This is a genomic window from Bradyrhizobium sp. BR14999 (assembly GCF_056106085.1).
This window is the reverse complement of sequence record NZ_CM148536.1, coordinates 1,347,994-1,368,343: the sequence shown is the minus strand read 5'-3', so window position 1 is coordinate 1,368,343 and position 20,350 is coordinate 1,347,994. Positions and strand designations below refer to the sequence as shown.

Genomic DNA, 20,350 nt, shown 5'->3' with positions numbered 1-20,350 from the left:
ACGTCTAGTACCAAGGCTCCTCATACACCGGTTCGCCGTCGAGCAGCAGCCGCTTGATGGCGGCGCGGCCCGAAGGCAGCACCGCGGCGACGACCCGCAGCTTTTGCTGGTTGCGCGCCTGCTCGAGCTTCTTGCCCTCGCCTTCGGGCACGAAATAGCTTTCGAGACCGTATTTGATCGTCAGCTTGTCACAGAAGGTGCGGCCATTTGTGCCGCAGGCGCCTCCCGAATAGCCGACGCGGCCGCGGATCAGCACTTCAGGCGCCGTGACCGGGACAGGCTCGGCATGCACCGAGACGGCCTCGTAAAGGCCGCTGGCATTGGGCGCGAGCTTGACGAACACGACGGCATTGCGTTCGGCGGCCGGCTTGCCGGCGAGCGCGCCGGCCGGCACTTGCGAGATGTCGTAGCGGAGCACGACATAGTCGCCGCGCAGGAGATCGCGAGGATCGACCGGCTGCGTCTGCAAGGTCACCTCACGACCTTCACGCAGGATCTGCATGCGATCGGCGACCATCAGGACCAGCAGCACGCATTGAAGCAGGACGGCGACCCCGAACAGCACGGCTTTCGGAATGCGCTGCCAGAGTTTTGTGACGGATACGGCCAGTTCGATCATCGCGCAGCCCTCGGCAGCATGCGATTGAGCGCGGTCGCAAATCCGACTGCGATGATTCCGGCCGCCGCAAGGAAGGCCGAGCGACCCAGCAGCGAGCCCTTCACGGCCCAGGTGATGCCCGCGATCACGCCGGCGATGCCGAGCCAGCCGGCAACGATCCGCGGGCGCACCTCATCGAGCATGCCGGAGACGACGAGGCACAACATGGCGCAGAGCAGTGCGGCATAGGCGAACCAGGGTTCGCCGGCCGCAGATGCCGGCCAGATCGGCGCGGCGAGCAGCACGAGACCGATGGCGCATGCTGCCAGGACTTCACCGGCGCGCCTGGTGATCCCGGCGGATGCGAGAGCCAGGATCACACCCGCGATCCCGCACAGGATCGCCCAAAGCGGTTGAGCTGGCACCGCGCCGGTCCGGAAGCGGACGATGTCGTCGACTGTCGTCACCTCGAGGAAGGCAACGCCGGCCAGCGAAAACGCCCCGTAGATCGACAGAACGCTCCCGAGGCGGAGCGCCCTCGGCGACGGCGATGCGGCGATCGCGAGCCCCGCGCCGAACAACAGCGCCGCACCATTCGCGAGCAGGAATGATGGCTGGGCGCCATCGAATTCGAAGCGAAGCGACGTCGCGATCCACCACGGCAGCATCGCGATCGCGACGAGATGCGCCGCCACGCGAGAATTCCATGCGAAGGCCGTCGCGGCGGCGATGAGCCAGACGGCCACGAACGGAAGATGCAGGGCGTCCGGCGTGTCGTAAGTCCGCAAGCAGGTCCAGATCGAGGCGGCCACGAGACCGACCGCGAGCGCACCGCGCGAGCCCGTCAACAAGGCGGCGGCCAATGCCCCGATCGACCACAGCAGCATGCCGCCGGCAAAATCGTCGCCGAGATGGTACATCTGGCCGACCAGCGCGATGCCCGCGCCAAAGATGATCGCGCCAATGCTCGCACAGAGATCGGCGAGAACAGTGCGACCCGTCGTTGCGAACCAGGCCCCGAGGCCGCCAGCGACGACCATGCCGGCGAGCAGGATTGCGAACCGCAGCAGCCGCGCGATCTCGGTCCAGTGCGCGGCGACGAAGGCGAGGAAGGCCGCCGCGATCAACAGGCCACCGACGATGGCGACGACCACAGCGATGTTGATGCCGGCTGGGAGCGGCGGCAGCGCGGCGCGGATGGAGGCGGCAACCGCCGGCGCGATCACACCTTCAGCTTCCCATTGTGCAAGATCGGCTTCGAGGCGCTGCCGGTAGGTTTTATCGAACATCGTCCTGGATCACCTAAACTGCCGGCGGGCGGCTGCCGCCAGTCAGCCGGCGGGATGTTGCTTGGTCGGATTCCGCCGATGGCGGGTTCAAGACCGCACTGGCTGCAGAGGGCATCGACGGTTGCTGCACGACACGTCAGCCGGCGAGCTTGCGGTCGCGGATCGGCTGACCGCCCGCAAGCATGCCGCGCTGAAGCGCGCGGCCGGCGAGAGATCGCGACCGATGCGCCCGATCAGATGCTGCAGTTGAACAGCTGCACGCCGAACTGCGCTTCGAGCTCGCCGATGTAGCGACACCAAGGTCGGCGAGAGCCCGGCGCGGCGGGCCGCCGCCGAGAAGCTGCCCTCGCGGACGGTGCTGATGAACAGTTCCACGACCTGAAGGCAATTCATCCATCTTTTCATATTCTGCAAAAGAGATGCTCAGATTACGCCAATGGTTGGAAGAGACTCACAGCTGTAACTTTCAGTCAACATGGCCATAAACGGCCACACGGCAGCGGGGGAGAACTGCAACCATGGAAGGCATCGCCGACAAGGTGATGAGAGCGCTCTTGTGCCTCGTCGCCGCGACGACGCTGGCGCTCCAGGCGGGCGCCGCGGGGGCTCAGACGGCCGCAGAATCCTGGCCGAACCGCGCGATCACCTGGGTAGTGCCGTTCGGGGCCGGCGGCGTCACCGACCTCGTCTCGCGCAAGATCGCGGAGCTGCTGCGGACGCGGCTTGGGCAGCCCGTGGTGGTGGAGAACCGCCCCGGCGCTGGCGGGACCATTGGGACGGAGTTCGTTGCCCGGGCCCAGCCCGACGGCTACACCGTGCTCTACGCCTCCGGCGGGCCTATGACGATCCAGCCGAACCTGGGGCTGGCGAAGCTCAACTACGACCCGCTCAAGAGCTACGTCCACGTCCGCGGCGTGAGCTCGTCGAACCAGATCCTCGTCGCGACCGCGGCAGCACCCTACAACACGCTGGCTGAGTTCGTCGCGTACGCGAAGGCCAACCCAGGCAAGGTCAATTTCGGCTCCCCCGGCCCCGGCACCGCCCAGCACCTCGCCGGCGAGATGTTCCAGGCCGCCGCCGGCATCAAGCTGACCCACGTGCCTTACAAGTCGGGCTCGAGCCAGATGACCGACATGATGTCGGGCATCCTGGACGTCTCCTTCGACTACCTTACCGTGCTCAGGCCGCTGATCGACACCGGCAAGGTCAAGGTGCTCGGCACCACCGGCACGGCGCGGCTGGCCGCGCTGCCCGGCGCGCCCACGATGCTCGAGGTCGGCTACCCGGACGCCGTCAATGTCGGCTCGACCTGGGTCTCGGTCCCAGCCGGAACCGACCCGAGAATCGTGGGCAGGCTCTCTGAGGCGCTGGCCGCCGTGCTCGCCGACCCCGCCATCGTCGCGGACCTCTCCACCAACGGCCAGGTGTCGATCGCCGACAAGGGGCCGGCCGAGATGGAGCCGTTCATCGTCGAGGAGACCGCACGCTACAAGCGGGTGATCGAGAGCGCGGGCATCGCCGCGCGTTAAAGCATGATCCGGACCCGAAGGACCGCGTGAGCGCAAAGTGCGCAGCGGTTTTCCGAAAAGATCATGCTCAAACAACAACCTAAGGCGCGATGACGATTCATCCTCATCGCATCGCGCTTTAGTTCGCCTTGATCCCGGCCTCGCCAATCAGCTTGCCCCATTTCGCGCTTTCGCCCTGAATGAAGCGGCCGAACTGCTCAGGCGATGTCGGCGCGGGCTCTGCGCCGAGCGTCCGGATCTTCTCGACCACCGACGGGTCTTTCAGGGCCTTCGTGAAGGCTTCGTTCAGTCGGCCGACGACATCCGCAGACGTGCCGGCCGGAGCAACGAGACCGAACCAGCCGACCGATTCGAAACCCGCGATCCCGCTCTCGGCAAGCGTCGGCACGTCAGGGAGGGATGCAAGACGGCGCGCCGAGGAGACGCCGATCGCGTTGAGCTTGCCTTCGAGGATCAGCTGCCGCGATGCGGGGATATCCAGCACCGCGAACGGGACGTGCCCCGCGAGCACGTCGACCGTCGCTGGCGCCGTCCCACGATAGGGAACCAGCTCCATGGTGATCCCGGACTTCTGCGTGAACAGCGCTGCCGTCAGATGCATGGCGGTCGAATTGCCGCCATGTCCGATCGACAACGTGCCTGGCTTTGCCTTGGCGAGCGCGATTGTCTCCGCCGCAGTGTGCGCGGGCACGTTTGCAGACGCCACCAGCACAAAGGGAATCTCCGCAAGCAGGGTGATGGGCGCGAGATCCTTGGGATCGAACGGCATTGACGAATTGAGGTGCGGGTTCACCGTGAGGCTGCCTGCCGGTGCGACACCGAGCGTATAGCCGTCCGGCTTGGCTTGCGCGACCGCGGCCATGCCGATGTTGCCCCCTGCCCCGGCGCGATTCTCGATCACCAGGCTTTGCTTGAGTTCGGCGGTGACCAGCGGCTCGAGCGCGCGGATCACGGTATCGGCGCTGCCGCCGGGCGGGAACGTCACGATGATCTTGATCAATTGCTCCGGATAGGCCGCTTCAACGCCCCCCAGCGGCAGCACGACGAAAGTCGCGGCCGTCAGCACGGCCAGAATGCGGCGCCTCGCAGCGTGAAACACATTTCCCTCCTCAGTCCGTTCTTGTTTGTGAGTCCCGACCAGACGGGTCGGCCGGGCAGCTTGATGTCGCCTTACGCCGCCGCGCCGGTGATGCGTGCCAGCAAGCCTTGTGGATTGTCGGGCGCGACTTGCCCGCGCCAGGCGATGTGCTGGTCTGGCCGCACCAGCACTAGCTTCTCGGCATAGGCACCGTTCGCCTCGTCCGGCGCGATGTCGACCAGCGTGAGCGGCATGCCGCGTTCCTCCGCGGCCGACTTGAATCGTGCCACATCGATCGCCGGATCGAGCCGCAGCAATGTATAGCCGGGCCCGAATGCATCGTAGAGCGATCGGCCGTCGCGCAGGAACAGATGCGGCGCGCGGGCGCCGGGTACGGTGGAAGGCGCAAAACTTCCCATCGCGTAAGCCGGCGGGGTCTCGCCGTCATAGGCGATGATCGGCGAGGCATCGTAGTAGTAGCCGAAGTTGAGGCCGGCGCAGCAATATTGCTGCACGTTTAGATCATACGCCGCCCTGGCCAGCGCTGCGCGCGCCGCGTGACCGCGCGGCGTGGCATCCTCGATCTCCGCCGAGACGCCGCCGCGCTGGGCCATCATCTTCATCGCGTGGTCCATCGCAAAGCGCGACACCTGTTCGGTGATGGGCTGGCGCTCCGCTTCATAGGCGTCGAGAATTGAAGCCGGCGCCCACCCGTTCAGATGCGCCGCCAATTGCCAGCAGAGGTCGACGGCGTCGGCAATGCCCGCATTCATGCCGTAGCCGGCATAGGGCATCCACAAATGCGCGGCGTCGCCGCAGATGAAGACCCTGCGATCGCGGAAGCGATCGGCCACCAGCCGGCGCCCGACCCAGTCCTCCTTGCTAAGGACCCGGTATTCGAAGCGCGCATCGACGCCGAGAATGGCGCGGATCGCCCAGTCGCGATCGACCGAATCGAACTCGGGCTCGTCGGGCTTCAGGTGATTGTGGATCAGCCAGCGGTCGTGACCATCGATCGCAACCGTGGTGCCGGACCGCCGCGGGTTGAGCGAGAGCACCATCCAGGCAGGCTTGTGCGCTCCCATCAGTTCCTTGAGTTGCGGAGCTTCGATATAGGTCGATTGCACGCGCTGGATCACTGGCGTCCCGGACAGGCTCGCACCGATCGATTTTCGCACCAGCGAGCGGCTGCCATCGCACCCGACCACGAAGTTGGCTTCGATACGGAGCGGATTTCCGCTGTCGAGGTTGCGACCTATCGCGATTACATGGCCGTTGTTCTGTTCGATGTCCGTAATTTCCGTGCGCGCCAAAATGGTGATGCGCGGCTGCGCGGCGGCATGGCCGAACAAGATCGGCTCGAGATAGACCTGGTTGATCCGGTGCGGCGGCTCGGGCGTCGGCCACCAGGTGTCGGGGCCGCCGGTTGCGGTGTAACGGCGCGCGCGGGAGGGGATGTCGATGCGGCAAAGTTCGATGCCGGTCGCGGTGGTCCGGTAGGAGCAATCGTTCGGGAAGTCGGCCGGGAGGCCTGCGTCGCGCAGCTTTGCGGCGACGCCGAGCCGGCGGAAGATCTCCATCGAGCGCGCCGAAACGTGATTGCATTTGACGCTGGGCGGATCGCCGGCATGGCGGACCTCCGCGACGACGACGTCGATCCCGCGCGAGGCCAGATCCATCGCCGCGGTCAATCCGACGGGCCCGGCGCCCACCACCAGCACCTGTGTCCTCATGCTCGTTTCCATCCCATGCTTCACCCGCGGATTCGCCGTCCACGCAGCATGCATTTTATTGCAGGGTCGCTTATGAGATAAGCCAGAAAGAACTCATCAATTCATGAGCATTGCCTATGAATGTCACCTTGAGGCAGCTGCAGGCCTTCACCGGCGTGTACCGGACGCGCAGCATCACGCGGGCCGCGCGCGAGCTGGGGATCACGCAATCGGCGGCGAGCCTCTTGGTCCAGCAGCTCGAGGTCCAACTTGGCGTCAGGCTGTTCGATCGCTCCACGCGGTCCGTGCAGCCAACGCTGGCCGCCGACGAAGCTTTTCATGCCGCCGAACGGATGCTCAGCGATGCGCAAGGACTGTCACGGCGCATGCATGACCTCGCGCAGGCGCGCGCAGGTCGCGTCGTGTTTCTCGCGTCAGCCGGCGCCGCATCGGCGCTGCTGCCTTTGGTGTTGGCGAAATTCCGCGCGGGCTATCCGGACATTGAGATCGACATGCGCGACGTTGCCGCGGACGATCTCGTTCCGCGTATGATCGCAACCGATGCAGAGTTCGCGATCGGCAGCGTGGAGGGCGAGATCGCGGAGATGTCGGTCGAGACCCTGACCCGCGGTCGCCTGAGCGCAATTGGCCGCCGCACCGCGGACTTCGCCGCACGTCGTTCCCTCACATGGGACGAGCTCGAGCAGTTCCCGACGATCGCGATGCGGCGCGAGACGCGGATCCGTATGCAGATCGATCAGGCATTGGGCGCGCAGGGCAAGCGCCTCAATCCGACCTATGAAGTGACGTTGATCAACACCGCGCTCGCCATGACCGCGCAGGGTCTCGGCCTCGCCATCCTTCCTGCAACGATGCTGCCGGCCGATCAATTCCCGACGCTGATCGCGAAGCCGCTGGTGCGCCCGGCCATCACCCGCCCGGTATCGCTGCTCCAGCGCCAGGGACGAACTCTCTCGCCGGCGGCGCAAGCGTTTGTGGCGACGGCGAGGACGGTGCTTGCGGAGCGATCTACTTGATAATGGCGGAGAGGGAGGGATTCGAACCCCCGATAGGCTTGCACCTATGCCGCATTTCGAGTGCGGTGCATTCAACCACTCTGCCACCTCTCCTGAAGGTGCCGATAAGAGGTAGGAACCCCTGTGGTCGGGGCGTGTAATAGGCGAGGATGGCCGGCCAGACAAGGCGCGAAAGGCGAAAATCCGCCGCCTGTTTCATCCCTTCCCTCTCATTCCGAAAGGAACCGCCGTGGAGCATCTGACGATCGCGGCCAATGGCGCCGATTTCCACCTGGTCCGCGCTGGACGGGGCAAACCGCTGCTTTTGCTGCATGGTTGGCCGGAATTCTGGCGGACCTGGGAGCCGGTGATATCTAGGCTTTCGGACCGTTTCATGCTGATCGCGCCCGATTTGCGCGGCTTTGGCGACAGCGACAAGCCTGATGGCCCTTACGGACCGGATGGCCATGCGGCGGACATGCTAGCGCTGATGGACGGGCTCGGCATCGACCGATTCGGCGTCGTGGGTCATGACGTCGGCGGCGCCGTGATGCAGCCCCTGGCCCGACAGGCACTGGGACGGCTCACCGGGCTGTTCTTCTTCGATTTCGTCTATCCCGGCATCGGGCCGCGCATGGCAGCCCCCGATAGGCTCAACCACATCTGGTACCAGTCCTTTCACCAGATGGAGATGGCCCCGGCGCTGGTCGGCGCCAGCCGCGAGACCTGCCGGCTCTATATCAGCCACTTCCTCAAAGGCTGGGCGCACCGCAAAGATGCTTTCGACGACGTGCTCGACGCCTTCGCCGATAACTTCCTCAAGGACGGCAATCTCGCCGGCGGCTTTGCGCATTATCGCGCCTCGCATGCCGGGCGCATCGCGATGATGAAGGGTGAGGCACCACGCCTGCCGCCGATCAATGTGCCGACCTGCGTGCGCTGGGCCGAGCACGACCCGCTGTTTCCCTATGCCTGGACCGATCGGCTCGGCGAAACCTTCAGCGAACTCGATCTGGCGATGTTTCCGGACGTTGGCCACTTCCCGCATCGGGAAGATCCGGATCGCGCGGCCATGGAGATCGCGGCGTTCTTTCAGCGCATCGGCTGGAATTGAGGCCCGGGTCCAAGAAACGGGGTGGGACCGCCAGACGCGGTAAACACTGGCGGTCCCTTGCCGCTCATTGAAATACTGACCGGGAAGGGCGGCTTCGCCGGCCGAGTGAAGCGACGATTCGACCCTAGCGTGCAGCCCGCACCGCGCAACGCAATCCGCCCCTTAACCTAACCAGTCAAGGTTACTGTGGAGCCCGAAACGGGCTCCAGATTCTTGTTGGACGCGTTTCCTTGACGCGAACCGGTGTCCACTTCGCTCGAAAACCCGAGCTAGTCGTTCTTGTTGTCGTTCTTGCCCTTTTTCTTGCCGTTCTCCGTGGAATCCCGGTCTTTTCCATTACCGCCCTCCTTGCGGCGGTTGGTGAAGCGCGCATTGCCAAGGCCGGTGCCGATGGTGAGCACGCCCCAGCGATCGACGTGCTGCATGAACGGCACTTCCGAAAGGCCCTGAACCACGCCGTCATTGTGCATCACGACCGCGGTGTCGTGCCCGCCGATCTCGGGGATGGCTTCGACGAGGCTTGCCGGCAGGTTGAACTTGCTGCTCTCCCAATTGCCGGGCAGATTCTGCGCGCCCTTCTCGATGGAGCCGTCCGCATCGATCACGCCGGGACAGGCGATGCCGATGAACGGCGCGAGCTTGAAGCCTTCGGCTTCGGCATCCTCGATGAGGCCTTCGAGCATCTTGACCAGCCGCTTCACCGCGGCCTCGCGGCTCGGCTCACTATCGGCATGGCGCCACAGATCGGATTTGAAGACCGCGGCCTTGGACAGATCGGGCGCCTTCTTCCAGCGCGTCTCCACGATCCCGCAGCGGATGTTCGTTCCGCCGATGTCGACCGCGAGGATGCTGTCATAGGCCTCGAAAATCCAGGACGGTGCGAGGTGCAGGGCTCCAATCAACCCGGCATCATCAGGATCGAAGCGGATTGGCACCAGATCGACCTCGAAGCCTTCCGACTTGAGGATGATCTCGGCCCGGGCAATGGCGATTTCGCCGAGCCGGCTCGCGCGAAAGCCGCCGCCGACCACAATGCAGTCGGTCTTGGCCCAGGCCTTGGTCTTGAGGAACCGCCGCGTGACGTAAGCGAGCTCCTGCGCGAAATCCTCGATCGCGCTATGCACGACGGCCGTGGCCTCGGTATCGTCGCCGACCAGAACGGCATCGAGGACCTTCTTGCTGATCTTGTCGGACGGCTCGTCGCCGAAGGGATCCTCGCCGCTCTTGCGAAGCGGTTTGCGCCACTCTTCGAGGATCTCGCGAAACGCGCCCTTGCTGGCGCGGTCGCCCAGAAAGCCCTCGTCGTCCTTGAGCTCGATGTTGAAGCTGTCGACGTCGACCGACGGCAGGCGGCTCGCCCCGTGCTGGGCGATGCCCGTCGTGTTGACCAGCTGGTCTGTTGCCATGATAGCCCTTGCCCGCGTGTCCGATTTGCGAGGACACAACGGGGAGGGAACCCGTTGGTTTCAAGCCGGCCGCAGATTCGGGCCACACACCGGAATGGACCCAAATCCTTCAAATCCTGACCGTTTTCGCTCGCTTTTCCTTGACTTGCGGCGTCCGGCGGCTATAAGTCCCACAGCCGGCGCGAGGCGTTTCTCGCGCCGCTTGCTTTTGCGTGGGTTTTCAAAGGGATAACTCCCGCCCGCACAAAGCTTCGCATAAACCCGTAGCGACTGACAAAAAGCCGGCCCCGACAAACTGTCGCGAGGCCGGGATTGAACACGAAGGAAAAAAACGATGTTCGCAGTCATCAAAACCGGCGGCAAGCAATACCGCGTCGTGCCGGATGATGTTCTCGAAGTAGGCAAGATCGCCGGCGAAGTCGGCACGATCGTGCAGTTGAATGAAGTTCTGGTGGTCGGCGGCGACACACCGGTCCTGGGCGTCCCGACGGTCGCAGGCGCGTCCGTTGCGGTCGAGGTGCTCGACCACAAGCGCGGACCGAAGGTCATCGCGTTCAAGAAGCGCCGCCGCAAGAACTCGCGCCGCAAGCGCGGCTATCGCGACGAGATCACGGTGCTTCGCGTCAGCGAGATCCTGACCGACGGCGCCAAGCCCACCAAGGGCCCGCGTCCGAAGAAGGAGAAGGTGGCCAAGGAGTCCGCAACGGAAGCCGCCGAATAACGAGATTTGATCACGCCAATTCACGAATTGATGCGTGAGAAATCGTGAAATGATTCCGTCAAGGAATTGATCTAGACATACGTAGGATTTCGGAGACGAGCCATGGCTCACAAAAAAGCAGGCGGTTCATCGCGTAACGGACGCGATTCCAAGGGCAAGCGCCTCGGCATCAAGGCGTTCGGCGGGGAGATCGTCGCTCCCGGCAACATCATTGCGCGTCAGCGCGGCACCACCTGGCACCCCGGCCTTAATGTCGGCATGGGCACGGACCACACTTTGTTCGCCAAGGTCGAAGGTCGTGTTGCGTTCCAGGCCAAAGCCAACGGCCGCACCTTCGTATCGGTACTCCCGATCGCAGAGGCGGCTGAATAGACGGCGGATCAAATGGGAATCCGCCGGGTCCTGACCAAACCGGCGGAGTCCTAGAGATCATAGAGATCGAAGGCTCCAGGGGAGGCGGGAAACCGGCCTCCCCTTTTCTTTGACTTGCTCACTTTGACTTAGTGACTTTCCAGGAGCCGGACATGTTGCAGGATTTCTCGAGCGTGACCTTGCAGGAGGCGAGACCGAGTGTCGTCGCCACCGAGCGGCTGACCTTGCGGCGGCCGACACTCGCCGACGTCAGGACCATCGCCCGGCTCGCCAACGACCGCCGCATCGCAGAAAACACCCGCCGCCTGCCGCATCCTTATTCGCAGGACGACGCCGTCGAATTCATACGCGCCACCGCCGCGCTCGGCAGCGAGACCGTGTTCCTGATCGAGCACGACAGCGGCCCAATCGGCATGGTCGGCATCGACTGCTCCACGCCCGACAATGCCGAGCTCGGCTATTGGCTCGGCGTCGAGCATTGGGGCCAGGGCTTTGCCACCGAGGCCGCACGCGGCGCGATCGACTTCTTCTTCGAGGAGTTCGAGGACGATCATCTCTATGCCGGCGCGCGCGTCACCAACCCGGCCTCGCGCAAGGTGCTGGAGAAGTGCGGCTTCCAGTGGAGCGGCGTCCAGCTGCACCGCTTCCTGGCGCTGGGCTCGTCCACGCCCGTCGATTGCTTCCGCCTGTCACGCGGCGTGTGGGCGTCGCTGAAGAGCTGGAGCAGTGCGAGGAGGATGAGGTAGGACCACCGATCACCCTCCCCTGGAGGGGGAGGGTCGATGCGCATGCAGCGAAGCGGAATGCGCAGCGGGGTGGGGTGAAGCCACAGCAATGGTCTCACCCATCACCGCCAATCCAAGCACCATCTTCGCGGAAAGACTGTCACCCCACCCCGCTCGCGCGGTGCGCGAGCGACCCTCCCCCTCCAGGGGAGGGTAAGAGCTACGCCGGCGGATTCACCTCGGCGCTCTCGCGGCCGAGGTCGCGCTCGCGCAGATAGATGTAGAACCCGGCGCCGATGATGATGGCGGCGCCGACGATGGTGGCGACTTCGGGCACGTCGCCGAACACGACGAAGCCGAAGATCACGGCCCAGACGATCATCGAATATTGGTAGGGCACCACGACACTGGCCGGCGCGAGCTTCAGCGAGCGGTTGACGCAGAACAGCGCGGTGACCGAGACGCATCCCGCCAGCGCGAAGATCACGAGGCTGCCCGATGTCGGTGGCACCCAGTGAAATGCTGAGAGCACGGCACCCAGCGAAAACGTGCCGATGAATTGCGAGGACGCCATCACGATATCGGGCGTCTTGCGCAGGCTGCGCGTGATCAGCATCAGCGTTGCGAAGGAGAGACTGCCGCCGAGCGCGATCAGCGCCGGCAGGCTGACGGTCTGCGCGGAAGGCCGCAGCGCGATCAAGACGCCGCAGAAGCCGATCAGGATCGCGGTCCAGCGCCGCCAGCCGACCTTCTCGCCCAGAAAGATCGCCGACATCGCGGTGACGAAGATCGGACCGGCGAGATAATAGGTGATGACGTCGGCGAGCGGCAGATAGACGGTCGCGAGGAAGAAGGCAGCCACTTCCAGAGTCGACAGCACGACGCGAAACAGCTGCAACCCCGGCCGCTCCAGCTGCAGGAAGTGGTGACGCTGCTTCCAGACCAACGGCGACAGCAAGAGCAGCGCCGCGCAGGCGCGCAGGAACAGGAGCTGCCCCACCGAATAGGTGCCGACCAGGAACTTGCCCATGGCGTCGCCGAACGAGAACATGAAGATCGACAGCACCATCAAGGCGATGCCGGTCAGCCGTGCCGAGCGGTCGTCATAGGCGGAGAGATTCTTGAAGAAGGGCATTGCTGTCGTTCGTGGAAAACCCGTCATTGCGGGGAGCTCTTGCGACGAAGCAATCCAGACTGTTTCCACGGAGGCAGTCTGGATTGCTTCGCTTCGCTCGCAATGACGAGCGGAGGGAGCGTCGAAAAACGGCGAGTAGTGTCGCTTCGGTCGTTTTAATGACGCAGGCGCGCTGGACAAGCCCACTTCCGCCGAATTGAACGGATTGTCGCACTCTTCGCATCGCGGTAGCGATAGAACTCATACCGACGAAAGGACGCGGCATGACCGATTTCGATCCCTCCCGGCATCGCATGATCCCGACGCAACGCTGGTTTGAGGATTTCGTCCTCGGCGAGCGTTTCGTGCTGCCGAGCCGCACTCAGACTTCCGCCGTGTTCGCGGCATTCCAGACCGCAAGCGGCGACACCCATCCGGTGCACTATGACGTGGAATATTGCCGCGCCCGCGACATGCCGCATCTGCTCGCCCACGGCTTCCAGACCTTGATCCACACCGCGCCCGGTGCCGGCCTGTTTCCGTTCATGGTCGAGGAATCCCTGGTCGGCTTCCTCGAGCAGTCAAGCCGGTTTCTCAAGCCCGTGTTCGCCGACGACACTATCTATCCCGCGCTCGAAGTCACCGAGCTGGTGCCGGGTCGCACGACCGGCGTCGTCTCGCTCAAAAGCACCGTGTTCAACCAGCGCAAGGAGCTGGTGCTGGAGGGCACGCAGAAATTCCTGATCCGGAAAAGGCCCGCAGGTTAAGCACGCCCCAAAATCGCGGAATTTCCGCCGATGCATGGGTCAATTCGGGTTGCCGGGCCGGGCGAGCTGGCCTACCTATGGCCCATGAAATTTCTCGACGAAGCAAAGGTCTATATCCGCTCCGGTGACGGCGGGAACGGCTGCGTGGCGTTCCGCCGCGAGAAGTTCATCGAATTCGGCGGTCCCTCCGGCGGCAATGGCGGCCGCGGCGGCAATGTGATCATCGAGGTCGCCGATGGGCTCAACACGCTGATCGACTACCGCTACCAGCAGCATTTCAAGGCCCAGAAGGGCGAGAACGGCATGGGCTCGGACCGCCACGGCGCCAATGGCAAGAACATCGTGCTGAAGGTTCCGGTGGGCACGCAGATCTTCGACGAGGACCGCGAGACGCTGATCCACGACTTCACCAAGGTCGGCGAAAAATTCGTGCTGGCCGAGGGGGGCAATGGCGGCTTCGGCAACGCGCATTTCAAATCGTCGACCAACCGTGCGCCGCGCAACGCCAATCCCGGCCAGGTGGGCGAAGAGCGCTGGATCTGGCTGCGGCTGAAATTGATCGCGGATGCGGGCGTCGTCGGCCTGCCCAATGCCGGCAAGTCGACCTTCCTCAGCAAGGTCAGCGCGGCAAAGCCGAAGATCGCCGACTATCCCTTCACCACGCTGCATCCGCAGCTCGGCGTCGTGAATGCCGACGGCCGCGAATTCGTGCTGGCGGACATTCCGGGTCTCATCGAAGGCGCGCATGAAGGCGCCGGCCTCGGCGACCGCTTCCTCGGCCATGTCGAACGCTGCCGCGTGCTGCTGCATCTCGTCGATGCGACGAGCGAGCACGCCGGCAAAGCCTACAAGACGGTGCGGACGGAGCTGGAGGCCTATGGCGGCCAGCTCACCGACAAGATCGAGATCGTCGCGCTCAACAAGATCGACGCGGTCGAGCCGGACGAATTGAAGAAGCAGAAGGACCGCCTGAAGCGCGCCGCCAAGAAGACGCCACTGCTGCTGTCGGGCGCGACTGGCCAGGGCGTCAAGGAAGCCCTGCGCGCGCTGGCCGACGTGATCGGCGAGAGCCCGGTCTCCGCCAAGGCCAAGAGCGCCGCCGAAGCGGAGCCGTGGTCGGCGTAGTAAGACGACACTCTCTCGACACCTCTCCCCGACGGGGAGAGGTCGATTTGCGCAGCAAATCGGGTGAGGGGCTCAGGTCCCACGAGAGACCGTAACCCCTCACCCGACGCCGTAGCCGAAGCTTTGCTTCGGCGTTCTGCTAAGTACGGCCGCCAAAGGCGGCCTACGCCGACCTCTCCCTTCGGGAGAGGTTTTCTTCGCGCCATCGATAGCGCAATATCCGGCAAACGAAGTACGGAGCGAGACGCATGGCGCGCGCGAAGAACGTTCTCTGGATCATGTGCGACCAGCTTCGCTATGATTATCTCGGCTGCACCGGCCATCCCACGCTGAAGACACCCAACATCGACGCCATGGCCAAGCGTGGCGTACTCTTCAGCAAGGCCTACGTGCAGTCGCCGATCTGCGGCCCGTCGCGGATGTCGTTCTATACCGGGCGCTACATGCGCTCGCACGGCTCGCACTGGAACGGCTGGCCGCTGCGTGTCGGCGAACCCACGCTCGGCGATCACCTGGGCAAGATCGGCGTGCGCAACGTGCTGGTCGGCAAGACCCACATGGCGCCCGACCTCGAGGGCATGAAGGCGCTCGGCATTCCCCCGGAATCGATCATCGGCGTGCACGTCGCCGAATGCGGCTTCGAGCCCTATGAGCGTGACGACGGCCTGCATCCGACCGGCCGGCCACGGCCGAAATACGATGAATATCTGCGCCAGCAGGGCTTTGAGGCCACCAATCCCTGGGAGCATTGGGCCAATTCCGGCGCGGCGGACGACGGCTCGTTGCAGAATGGGTGGCTGCTGGTGCATGCCGACAAGGCCGCGCGCGTGCCGGACGAGCACTCCGAGACGCCCTACATGACGCGGCGCGCGATGGACTTCATCAGCGAGGCTGAGACGGACGGCAGGCCGTGGTGCCTGCATCTGTCCTACATCAAGCCGCACTGGCCCTATATCGCGCCCGAGCCCTATGCGAGCATGTATTTGACTGATGACATGATCCCGGTGATCCGCTCCGAGCGCGAGCGGCAGAACCCGCATCCGGTGTTCGGCGCCTATATGGACATGCGCTACTCGCGCAACATGGCGCGCGATGATGCCCGCGAGAAGGTGATCCCGACCTATATGGGCTTGATCACCCAGATCGACGACCAGATGGGCGTGCTGATGACGTTTCTGGAGGAACGCGGCCTCTTGGAAACAACCATGATCGTGTTCACCTCCGATCACGGCGACTATCTCGGCGATCACTGGATGGGCGAGAAGGACCTGTTCCACGAGCAGTCGGCCAAGATTCCACTGATCATCATCGATCCGTCGCAAGAAGCTGACACCACGCGTGGCGCACGCAGCGATGCGCTGGTCGAGGCTATCGATCTCGCGCCGACCTTCGTCGATTATTTCGGCGGCAAGGTGCCGGGCCACATTCTCGAAGGACGCTCGCTGCTGCCGCTGCTGCGTGGCCCGACGCCACCTGATTGGCGCAAGGTGGCATTCTCCGAATATGACTACGCCATGCAGGATGTGCGGCTGAAGCTGAATCAGCCGATCGAGCGCTGCCGCCTGTTCATGGTATTCGACGGCCGCTGGAAATACATCCACGCCTCCGGATTCCGCCCGATGCTGTATGACCTCGAAACCGATCCGGACGAGTTTTTGGATCGCGGCGACGATCCTGATTGCGCCGGCATCATCGCGCGGCTTCAGGCCGAGCTATTCGACTGGGCGCTGCATCCGAACGACCACATCACCACCCCGCGCGAGAAGATCGCGGCCTATGCGGATAACCAGCTGCAGGTGAAGGGTGGGGTTTTGATCGGCATCTGGGATGAGGCGGAGCTTGCAGCGATCAAGGACGGCATCGCACAGCGCGCGAAGATGTAGAGGCGCTCTTTGCCTCTCCCCGCTTGCGGGGAGAGGCCGGATCGCATCGCGAGATGCGATCCGGGTGAGGGGGACTCTCCGCGCGTCCAACTCTCACCGGCCCCGCGGAGACTCCCCCTCACCCCAACCCTCTCCCCGCAAGCGGGGAGAGGGAGAAGCCTCAGTTCTCGATCTTGTATCCCGTCGCCTTCACGATCGGTTGCCACAAGGCGATGTTCGCTGCGAGCTCCTTCGTCAATCCTTCCGGCGTGGACCCGACCGGAATGAGCCCGATCGCGGTGAGCTTCTCCTTCACCTCGGGCTTGGCGAGCGCGGCACTTGCGGCGGCGCCGAGCTTGCTGGCGAACTCCGGCGGACTGCCGGCCGGAAGCCACATGCCGTACCAGGCGTCCGCGACGAGATCGATGCCGCTCTCCCTCAGCGTCGGAACGTCTGGTGCAAAGGGCGAGCGTTCCGCGCTTGCGACCGCGATGATCTTCACGCCCTTGGCGCGATGTTGCGGCAGAGCGTCGGCCAATGTCGTGATGCCGAACGAGATGTGGCCGCCAACGATGTCGTTGAGGATGGGCGCGCTGCCGCGATAGGGCACGCGGGTCAGGGGAATGCCGAGATCCTTCTCGAGCTTGGAACCCATGAAATGTGGAATCGTACCGTTGCTCGGCACCCCGAACGAGGTCTTGTCCGGATGCGCCTTGAGCCACGCCACGAAGCTCTTGAAATCAGTGGCGTCGACCGCCGGGTTGATCACCAGCGCAAATTCGAACCGCGCCAGCAGCGACACCGGCATGAAGTCCTTGGCCGTGTCGAAGCTCGGTGTCGTCTCCACCATCGGCAGCAGGTACATGGTCGGCCCCGTCGTCACCAGCACCATGCTGCCGTCGGGACTGCCACCCTTCACCGCCTTGATGCCGATCAGGCCGTCGCCGCCGGTGCGGTTCTCGACCACCACGGTCCGTTGCAACGCTGGCGCCATCTCCTGCGCGATCAGCCGGCACAGCGTGTCGCCGCCAGCTCCCGCAGCGAACGGGAAGATGACCCTTGTGAGCCCGGCCTGCGCTTGCGCCCCACCCGCCTGCGCCAGCAGCGGCAGCCCCAAGCATCCGGCCATGAAGTTGCGGCGATCCATTCGTTTCCTCTTTCAGCCCATTTTGGTTGATGGCGATTAGAGCCAGGCGGACGCCCGAGACAAGGCCGACATGCGCCGTTTACCATGCCGGCTGCCTTGCGCCGGTCACCGTCCTGCTGCAAAAGCAGGACTCATCGGCGCCGCCTGTCGCTCCGCCGTTTCCCGAGCAATTCGCATCCAGCGCCAGCACAAATACACATGGCCAGCCCCGAACTCAGTCAATTCCGCCGTATCGTCGTCAAGGTCGGCTCCGCGCTGCTGGTCGATTCCGACAGGGGCGAGGTGCGGGCGTCCTGGCTGGCTGCGCTGGCGGACGACATGGCAAAACTGCACCGCGAAGGCCGCGACGTGCTGGTGGTCTCCTCGGGCTCGATCGCGCTCGGCCGCGGCCGCCTCAAATTGCCGCGCGGTCCGCTGAAGCTGGAGGAGAGCCAGGCCGCCGCCGCGGTCGGCCAGATCGCGCTGGCGCGGATTTGGTCGGAGGTGCTCGGTGCGCACGACATCGGCGCCGGCCAGATCCTGGTGACGCTCCAGGACACCGAAGAGCGCCGCCGCTATCTCAATGCGCGTTCCACCATCGGCAAGCTGCTGGAGTGGCGCGCGATTCCCGTGATCAACGAGAACGACACGGTCGCCACTAACGAGATCCGTTACGGCGACAATGACCGCCTCGCGGCGCGCGTCGCCACCATGGCGAGCGCCGACCTCCTGGTGCTGCTCTCCGACATTGACGGCCTCTACGACGCCCCGCCCAAGAACAACCCGAACGCAAAGCTGATTCCGGTGGTCGAGAGCATCTCCTCGGAGATCGAGGGGGTGGCGGGAGATGCCGAGTCCGAGCTGTCGCGCGGCGGCATGCGCACGAAGGTCGAGGCAGCCAAGATCGCCACGACAGGCGGCACGCATATGCTGATCGCCTCCGGCAAGATCGAACATCCGTTGCAGGCGATCGCCGATGGCGGCCGCTGCACCTGGTTCCTGACGCCGGCCAATCCCATCACCTCGCGAAAACGCTGGATCGCCGGCACGCTGGAGCCGAAGGGCACGCTGACCATCGATGCCGGCGCGGTGACGGCGCTACGCGCCGGCGCCAGCCTGCTGCCGGCCGGCGTGATCAAGGTCGAGGGCCAGTTTGCCCGCGGTGATGCCGTGATCGTGCGCGGTCCCGACGCCAGCGAGGTCGGGCGTGGCCTGATCGCCTATGACGCCGAGGTCGCCGAGCGGATCAAGGGCCGCTCCTCCCCGGACGTGATGACCATCCTCGGCATCAGCGGCAGGTCCGAGATGATCCACCGCGACGACCTCGTGGTGGGCGGGTAAGGGCCGCAGCGGCCCTTTTGCAAGAAACCGGGTAGGCCAGCGACCCAGCCTGTCGCGACCGGGGAAACCAGCCATACCCTCCCCGCCCTTCGCAGACGCGGGATTTCCGTGCTAGGACACTGCCTTAGCAGAAGGTTGACCCCATGGCCGCCCCCCTCAAAGCCGTCGACGGCAATGCCGATCTCCAGGCGCTGATGTCCGATCTCGCCGCCAAGGCCCGCGCCGCCGCGCGGGTGCTGGCGCTGGCGCCGCCGGAGCAGAAGAACCGGGCGCTGGAAGCCATGGAGCGGGCGATCCGCGGCAACGCTGCGGCGATCCTCGCCGCCAACGCCGAGGACGTCGCCGAGGCCCGCGCCTCCGGCAATGCGACCTCCGCCTTCATCGACCGCCTGACGCTGACGCCGGCGCGCGTCGAAGGGATGGCCGAGGGCATCGGCATCGTGCGTGGCATTGCCGATCCGGTCGGTGTCGTCACCGAAAGCTGGCAGCGGCCGAACGGCATGACCATCGAGCGCGTGCGCGTGCCGCTCGGCGTCGTCGGCGTGATTTTCGAGAGCCGGCCGAACGTTGCGGCGGACGCCGGCGTGCTGTGCCTGAAGTCCGGCAATGCCGTGATCCTGCGCGGCGGCTCCGACAGTTTTCGTTCCTGCCGCGCCATCCATGAGTGCCTGGCGCAGGGCCTGCGCGAAGCGGGCCTCCCCGAGGCAGCGATCACGCTGGTGCCGACGCGCGACCGTGCGGCGGTCGGCATGATGCTATCAGGGTTGAACGGCGCCATCGACGTGATCGTGCCGCGCGGCGGCAAGAGCCTCGTCGCGCGCGTCGAGCAGGAAGCGCGCGTGCCGGTGTTCGCGCATCTCGAGGGGGTCAACCACGTCTATGTCGACGGCAGCGCCGATCTTGCCATGGCAAAGTCGATCGTGCTCAATGCCAAGATGCGCCGCACCGGTGTCTGCGGCGCCGCCGAGACGCTGCTGGTCGATCGCGCGGGAGCCGCAAAGAGCCTGAAGCCGCTGGTGGAGATGCTGATCGAGGCCGGCTGCGAAGTGCGCGGCGACGACGCCGTGCAGAAGACCGATGCGCGCGTAAAGCCTGCCAGCGAAGATGATTGGGACACCGAATATCTCGATGCCATCATCGCAGCGAAAGTGGTCGACGGCGTCGAAGGCGCCATCGCGCACATCCAGAACCACGGCTCGCATCACACCGATGCCATCGTGAGCGCGGATGAGACCGCCGCAAACAAATTCCTGAGCGAGGTCGATTCCGCAATCGTGCTGCACAACGCCTCGACGCAGTTTGCCGATGGCGGCGAGTTCGGCTTCGGCGCCGAGATCGGCATCGCCACCGGCCGCTTCCATGCCCGCGGCCCTGTCGGCGCCGAACAGTTGACGAGCTTCAAATATCGCGTTCGCGGCACCGGGCAGACGCGGCCGTAAGCAACGTCGCGGGGCG

General features: G+C 64.8%; 18 protein-coding genes and 1 tRNA gene. 11 read left to right on the top strand and 8 right to left on the bottom strand.

The features are described 5' to 3' along the window. Positions 1-4 precede the first annotated feature (4 nt). Both ACR9YP_RS06440 and ACR9YP_RS06435 read right to left on the bottom strand, forming a co-directional pair. Positions 5-619: a GDYXXLXY domain-containing protein gene (locus ACR9YP_RS06440; protein WP_438103575.1), complete on the bottom strand. Its 615-nt coding sequence runs from the start codon at positions 617-619 to the stop codon at positions 5-7. Continuing rightward, a complete protein-coding gene (locus ACR9YP_RS06435) occupies positions 616-1,887 on the bottom strand; it encodes a DUF2157 domain-containing protein (RefSeq protein WP_438103576.1) in 1,272 nt (423 codons plus the stop codon). Before ACR9YP_RS06435 ends, ACR9YP_RS06440 begins: the two co-directional genes overlap by 4 nt. Positions 1,888-2,429: 542 nt before the next feature. Between ACR9YP_RS06435 and ACR9YP_RS06430 the strand changes: the two genes are divergently transcribed. Next, entirely contained in the window at positions 2,430-3,416 is a 987-nt protein-coding gene (locus tag ACR9YP_RS06430; RefSeq protein WP_438103577.1) for a Bug family tripartite tricarboxylate transporter substrate binding protein, read from the top strand. 118 nt (positions 3,417-3,534) lie between these two features. On the opposite strand, the gene ACR9YP_RS06425 is transcribed toward ACR9YP_RS06430, so the two are convergent. Together ACR9YP_RS06425 and ACR9YP_RS06420 are read right to left on the bottom strand one after the other, a co-directional pair. Further along, complete coding sequence (locus ACR9YP_RS06425) at positions 3,535-4,515, bottom strand: Bug family tripartite tricarboxylate transporter substrate binding protein (RefSeq protein ID WP_438103578.1); 981 nt, start codon at positions 4,513-4,515, stop codon at positions 3,535-3,537. A gap of 71 nt (positions 4,516-4,586) precedes the next feature. Beyond that, positions 4,587-6,227, bottom strand: coding sequence for an FAD-dependent oxidoreductase (locus tag ACR9YP_RS06420; protein WP_438103579.1), 1,641 nt, complete (start codon positions 6,225-6,227; stop codon positions 4,587-4,589). A 116-nt stretch (positions 6,228-6,343) separates the two neighbouring features. Between ACR9YP_RS06420 and ACR9YP_RS06415 the strand changes: the two genes are divergently transcribed. Continuing rightward, positions 6,344-7,243, top strand: a complete 900-nt coding sequence (locus ACR9YP_RS06415; RefSeq protein WP_438103580.1) for a LysR family transcriptional regulator — start codon at positions 6,344-6,346, stop codon at positions 7,241-7,243. 3 nt (positions 7,244-7,246) lie between these two features. Here ACR9YP_RS06415 and ACR9YP_RS06410 read toward each other — a convergent pair. Further along, positions 7,247-7,336 (bottom strand) — tRNA-Ser (locus tag ACR9YP_RS06410). 136 nt (positions 7,337-7,472) lie between these two features. On the opposite strand from ACR9YP_RS06410, the gene ACR9YP_RS06405 reads away from it, so the two are divergent. Next, the gene (locus ACR9YP_RS06405; protein ID WP_474219230.1) at positions 7,473-8,336 is read left to right on the top strand and encodes an alpha/beta fold hydrolase; all 864 of its coding nucleotides are present in this window, start codon (positions 7,473-7,475) and stop codon (positions 8,334-8,336) included. A 269-nt stretch (positions 8,337-8,605) separates the two neighbouring features. Here the strand turns inward: ACR9YP_RS06405 and ACR9YP_RS06400 are convergent, their stop codons facing one another. Beyond that, positions 8,606-9,742 (bottom strand): ROK family protein, encoded by a 1,137-nt coding sequence (locus ACR9YP_RS06400; protein WP_438103582.1) that lies wholly within the window; start codon positions 9,740-9,742, stop codon positions 8,606-8,608. A gap of 334 nt (positions 9,743-10,076) precedes the next feature. Between ACR9YP_RS06400 and rplU the strand changes: the two genes are divergently transcribed. The 3 genes from rplU to ACR9YP_RS06385 all read left to right on the top strand — a co-directional run bounded on the left by rplU (position 10,077) and on the right by ACR9YP_RS06385 (position 11,581). Next, on the top strand, positions 10,077-10,463 hold the full coding sequence (gene rplU / locus ACR9YP_RS06395) for a 50S ribosomal protein L21 (protein WP_370990217.1): 387 nt from the start codon (positions 10,077-10,079) through the stop codon (positions 10,461-10,463). A gap of 102 nt (positions 10,464-10,565) precedes the next feature. Beyond that, a complete protein-coding gene (rpmA, locus tag ACR9YP_RS06390; protein ID WP_091893154.1) occupies positions 10,566-10,835 on the top strand; it encodes a 50S ribosomal protein L27 in 270 nt (89 codons plus the stop codon). A gap of 152 nt (positions 10,836-10,987) precedes the next feature. After that, positions 10,988-11,581, top strand: coding sequence for a GNAT family N-acetyltransferase (locus tag ACR9YP_RS06385; protein ID WP_164935160.1), 594 nt, complete (start codon positions 10,988-10,990; stop codon positions 11,579-11,581). Between the two features lie 199 nt (positions 11,582-11,780). On the opposite strand, the gene ACR9YP_RS06380 is transcribed toward ACR9YP_RS06385, so the two are convergent. Next, positions 11,781-12,695, bottom strand: a complete 915-nt coding sequence (locus tag ACR9YP_RS06380; protein WP_474219229.1) for a DMT family transporter — start codon at positions 12,693-12,695, stop codon at positions 11,781-11,783. A gap of 263 nt (positions 12,696-12,958) precedes the next feature. Here ACR9YP_RS06380 and ACR9YP_RS06375 point away from each other — a divergent pair, with 263 nt between their 5' ends. From ACR9YP_RS06375 to ACR9YP_RS06365, 3 genes are all read left to right on the top strand, one after another. Then, entirely contained in the window at positions 12,959-13,441 is a 483-nt protein-coding gene (locus tag ACR9YP_RS06375) for a MaoC family dehydratase (protein ID WP_438103583.1), read from the top strand. A gap of 84 nt (positions 13,442-13,525) precedes the next feature. Continuing rightward, the gene (gene obgE / locus ACR9YP_RS06370) at positions 13,526-14,566 is read left to right on the top strand and encodes a GTPase ObgE (RefSeq protein WP_128942479.1); all 1,041 of its coding nucleotides are present in this window, start codon (positions 13,526-13,528) and stop codon (positions 14,564-14,566) included. Between the two features lie 248 nt (positions 14,567-14,814). After that, positions 14,815-16,449, top strand: coding sequence for an alkaline phosphatase family protein (locus ACR9YP_RS06365; RefSeq protein ID WP_438103584.1), 1,635 nt, complete (start codon positions 14,815-14,817; stop codon positions 16,447-16,449). A 160-nt stretch (positions 16,450-16,609) separates the two neighbouring features. On the opposite strand, the gene ACR9YP_RS06360 is transcribed toward ACR9YP_RS06365, so the two are convergent. Beyond that, positions 16,610-17,575 (bottom strand): Bug family tripartite tricarboxylate transporter substrate binding protein, encoded by a 966-nt coding sequence (locus ACR9YP_RS06360; protein WP_438103585.1) that lies wholly within the window; start codon positions 17,573-17,575, stop codon positions 16,610-16,612. Between the two features lie 198 nt (positions 17,576-17,773). On the opposite strand from ACR9YP_RS06360, the gene proB reads away from it, so the two are divergent. Both proB and ACR9YP_RS06350 read left to right on the top strand, forming a co-directional pair. Next, positions 17,774-18,895, top strand: coding sequence for a glutamate 5-kinase (gene proB, locus ACR9YP_RS06355; RefSeq protein ID WP_474219228.1), 1,122 nt, complete (start codon positions 17,774-17,776; stop codon positions 18,893-18,895). 143 nt (positions 18,896-19,038) lie between these two features. Then, positions 19,039-20,334, top strand: a complete 1,296-nt coding sequence (locus tag ACR9YP_RS06350; RefSeq protein ID WP_438103587.1) for a glutamate-5-semialdehyde dehydrogenase — start codon at positions 19,039-19,041, stop codon at positions 20,332-20,334. Positions 20,335-20,350: the final 16 nt, after the last annotated feature.

What these genes read in the sequence shown, in the direction of transcription:
- ACR9YP_RS06440 (WP_438103575.1), bottom strand. Translation starts at nt 619, where the DNA reads ATGATCGAACTGGCCGTATCCGTCACAAAACTCTGGCAGCGCATTCCG.
- ACR9YP_RS06435 (WP_438103576.1), bottom strand. Translation starts at nt 1,887, where the DNA reads ATGTTCGATAAAACCTACCGGCAGCGCCTCGAAGCCGATCTTGCACAA.
- ACR9YP_RS06430 (WP_438103577.1), top strand. Translation starts at nt 2,430, where the DNA reads ATGAGAGCGCTCTTGTGCCTCGTCGCCGCGACGACGCTGGCGCTCCAG.
- ACR9YP_RS06420 (WP_438103579.1), bottom strand. Translation starts at nt 6,227, where the DNA reads ATGAGGACACAGGTGCTGGTGGTGGGCGCCGGGCCCGTCGGATTGACC.
- ACR9YP_RS06415 (WP_438103580.1), top strand. Translation starts at nt 6,344, where the DNA reads ATGAATGTCACCTTGAGGCAGCTGCAGGCCTTCACCGGCGTGTACCGG.
- ACR9YP_RS06400 (WP_438103582.1), bottom strand. Translation starts at nt 9,742, where the DNA reads ATGGCAACAGACCAGCTGGTCAACACGACGGGCATCGCCCAGCACGGG.
- rplU (WP_370990217.1), top strand. Translation starts at nt 10,077, where the DNA reads ATGTTCGCAGTCATCAAAACCGGCGGCAAGCAATACCGCGTCGTGCCG.
- rpmA (WP_091893154.1), top strand. Translation starts at nt 10,566, where the DNA reads ATGGCTCACAAAAAAGCAGGCGGTTCATCGCGTAACGGACGCGATTCC.
- ACR9YP_RS06385 (WP_164935160.1), top strand. Translation starts at nt 10,988, where the DNA reads ATGTTGCAGGATTTCTCGAGCGTGACCTTGCAGGAGGCGAGACCGAGT.
- ACR9YP_RS06380 (WP_474219229.1), bottom strand. Translation starts at nt 12,695, where the DNA reads ATGCCCTTCTTCAAGAATCTCTCCGCCTATGACGACCGCTCGGCACGG.
- ACR9YP_RS06375 (WP_438103583.1), top strand. Translation starts at nt 12,959, where the DNA reads ATGACCGATTTCGATCCCTCCCGGCATCGCATGATCCCGACGCAACGC.
- obgE (WP_128942479.1), top strand. Translation starts at nt 13,526, where the DNA reads ATGAAATTTCTCGACGAAGCAAAGGTCTATATCCGCTCCGGTGACGGC.
- ACR9YP_RS06365 (WP_438103584.1), top strand. Translation starts at nt 14,815, where the DNA reads ATGGCGCGCGCGAAGAACGTTCTCTGGATCATGTGCGACCAGCTTCGC.
- ACR9YP_RS06360 (WP_438103585.1), bottom strand. Translation starts at nt 17,575, where the DNA reads ATGGATCGCCGCAACTTCATGGCCGGATGCTTGGGGCTGCCGCTGCTG.
- proB (WP_474219228.1), top strand. Translation starts at nt 17,774, where the DNA reads ATGGCCAGCCCCGAACTCAGTCAATTCCGCCGTATCGTCGTCAAGGTC.
- ACR9YP_RS06350 (WP_438103587.1), top strand. Translation starts at nt 19,039, where the DNA reads ATGGCCGCCCCCCTCAAAGCCGTCGACGGCAATGCCGATCTCCAGGCG.